At 71.1% G+C, this 1,936-nt stretch carries 2 protein-coding genes and 1 pseudogene; 2 read left to right on the top strand and 1 reads right to left on the bottom strand.

Going from position 1 to position 1,936, the window contains the following annotated elements:
- Positions 1-528, bottom strand: a 528-nt coding sequence (locus QN345_RS18460; RefSeq protein WP_323509047.1) for a quinone oxidoreductase family protein, incomplete at its 3' end; no start/stop codon positions are given.
- Between the two features lie 139 nt (positions 529-667).
- Here QN345_RS18460 and QN345_RS18455 point away from each other — a divergent pair.
- Entirely contained in the window at positions 668-1,687 is a 1,020-nt protein-coding gene (locus tag QN345_RS18455) for a LacI family DNA-binding transcriptional regulator (RefSeq protein ID WP_322189895.1), read from the top strand.
- Positions 1,688-1,696: 9 nt separating this feature from the next.
- Positions 1,697-1,936: pseudogene (locus QN345_RS18450) on the top strand (pyridoxamine 5'-phosphate oxidase); the annotation flags it as partial.

The raw sequence follows: 1,936 nt of genomic DNA, 5'->3' as shown, positions 1-1,936 counted from the left end.
CGGACTGATCAAGGAGATCACCGAGCGCTCGGGAGGCACATGGCGCCCGAGCCCCGGATCGGTGTACCCGACGCTGCCAGAACCGCCGTGGATGAGCAGGGTGTCCGCCGATCCCAGTCCGAGGGAGCGGAGCGCCTGGTAGGCCGTACCGGCCGGCACTCCGAGGGCCGCGGCCTCCGCCCAGCCGAGTGCGTCCGGCTTGCGAGTGAGCTGCGCGGGGGTCGCTGTCAGGTGGCTGGCATAGGCGCCAGCGGCGCCGAGCACGATCACGGCGTCCCCGACCGACCAGCCGGTCACGCCGGCGCCGACCTCGACGATCCGCCCGGCGGCGTCGGAGCCCGGCCGCCTCGGCGTCGTGATCGGGCCCGTCGGGCGGATGGCCCTGCGGATCTTCCAGTCGATCGGGTTCACGCCCGCCGCCCGGACCGCGACCACGACTTCGCTGGCGGATGCCCGGGGCTCGGCCACCTCGACCAGCTCGAGCACCTCGGGTCCGCCGAATTTGCTGTACTGAACGATCTGGGCCATGGGGTCTCCTCGAGCCGGTGGAGGGCGGAATGACAACCCCCTCCCGCATTTTGACACCTCTGCGCCTCCGCAATAGTCTGGGCATCAGCTTGGAAACGTTTCCACTTGACGCAGTCCCGGCAGGGCAGGGGGTGCAGTGATGGTCACGATCACCATCAAGGACGTTGCCGCGCTCGCCGGCGTCTCCGTCGCGACGACGTCCCGGGTGCTCTCCGGAAACCCCGCCACCTCGGCGGACGCCCGCTCCCGGGTGCAGGCGGCCGTCGCGGAGCTCGACTATCGGCCGAACGCCCAGGCCAGGGCGCTCCGGTCCACCCGCACGCACGCGATCGGCCTGCTGGTGCCGGATGTCCGGAACCCGTTCTTCGCGGACCTCGCCCACACGGTCGAGCAGGCTGCCCTCGTGCACGGCTTCGTGACGCTGCTCGGCAACGCGAACGAGCGGAAGGACCAGCAGGACCGGTACCTCGACAACCTGATCGCCCGGCGCGTCGACGGCATCATCGTCGCGCCGCTCGGTGACGGGAGCGGCAGCATCCGCTCGGTCGTCGGACGGGAGATCCCGGCCGTCTTCATCGACCGCACCATCGAGGGCATCGACCTGCCGAGCGTCACGACGGACAGCGACACCGGGATCCGGGAGGCGGTCGATCATCTCGCCGCGCTCGGGCACACCCGGATCGGCTACATTGCCGGGCCGCAGTCCACCTCGACCGGCCGTGAACGCTACGCGAGCTTCGTCCGGGCCGCCGGCGACCGGGGCCTCAGCCTCGACCCAGCGCTCATCGTCTTCGGCGACTTCCAGCCCGAGAGCGGCTCGGCCGCCGTGCGCACCCTGCTCGCACTCAATGAACCGCCGACCGCGCTTCTCGTCGCGGACAGCCCGATGGCGTTCGGCGCGATCGGCGCGATCCAGAAGCTCGGCCTCCGGATCGGCACCGACGTCGTCCTGGTCTCCTTCGACGACATCGACTGGCTCGCCCTGCTCGATCCGCCCGTGAGCGTCATCGCGCACAGTGTCGCGGACATGGGCCGGATCGCCGTCGACATGCTCAGGACCGTGATCGACGGCGGCACGCCGGAGTCCGTGCGCCTGCCCAGCCGGTTGATCATCCGGGGCTCCTCCGCGACCCCGGTCGATCCCAGTCGATCCCGCTAGGCTCGGCGCGTGACCGAATCCTTCCGTTCCCTGTTGCGCTCCCTGCCGGACTTCCCGGCCTCCCTCCCGCCCTTCGACGCGAAGGCCGCCGAGTCCGATCCCGCCCGGCTCTTCCAGGTCTGGCTTGCCGCCGCCCTCGCCGCCGGGGTGCCGCAGCCGCACGCCTTCAGCCTCGCCACGACGACCGCTGCCGGCCAGCCGTCCTCACGGATGCTGATCCTCAAGAACATCGACGAGGCCGGCTGGCAC

Origin of the sequence: Cryobacterium sp. 10I1 (assembly GCF_035019805.1) — a bacterium.
GTDB lineage: Bacteria > Actinomycetota > Actinomycetes > Actinomycetales > Microbacteriaceae > Cryobacterium > Cryobacterium glucosi.
Note: the sequence above shows the minus strand (reverse complement) of the source record. Positions and strands in the feature narration are given on the sequence as shown.

Excerpts from the sequence above, each read along its gene's own strand:
- QN345_RS18455 (WP_322189895.1), top strand. The coding sequence starts at position 668 with ATGGTCACGATCACCATCAAGGACGTTGCCGCGCTCGCCGGCGTCTCC.